This window comes from Salinimicrobium oceani (genome assembly GCF_012037645.1).
In genome coordinates, this window is record NZ_JAAVJR010001668.1 from 1 (window position 1) to 281 (window position 281).

General features: G+C 48.4%; 1 pseudogene. It reads left to right on the plus strand.

Annotated features, from left to right (window positions below):
- A pseudogene (locus HC175_RS23535) lies at window positions 1–281 on the plus strand (DNA ligase-associated DEXH box helicase); the annotation flags it as partial.

The window sequence follows — 281 nt, forward strand, 5'->3', positions numbered from 1 at the left end:
GGCACCGGCTACAAATAGGTACAATCGTGAGTGATGCGGTGCTGGCGGTGAAATACCTCGGCGGCGGCTACATTGGAACCATTGAGGAATGGTTTATTTCCAAGCTCAATCCGGGAGACGTGTTCACATTCGCCGGGAAAAACCTGGAACTCTACCAGATCAAGAATATGCAGGTGATCGTAAAAAAATCGAAAGTAAAAAATTCCCGTTTCCCCAGTTGGGCAGGGGGGAGAATGTCATTTTCGGCACAAATGAGTGTGCTGCTTCGGGAGGAAATGTTT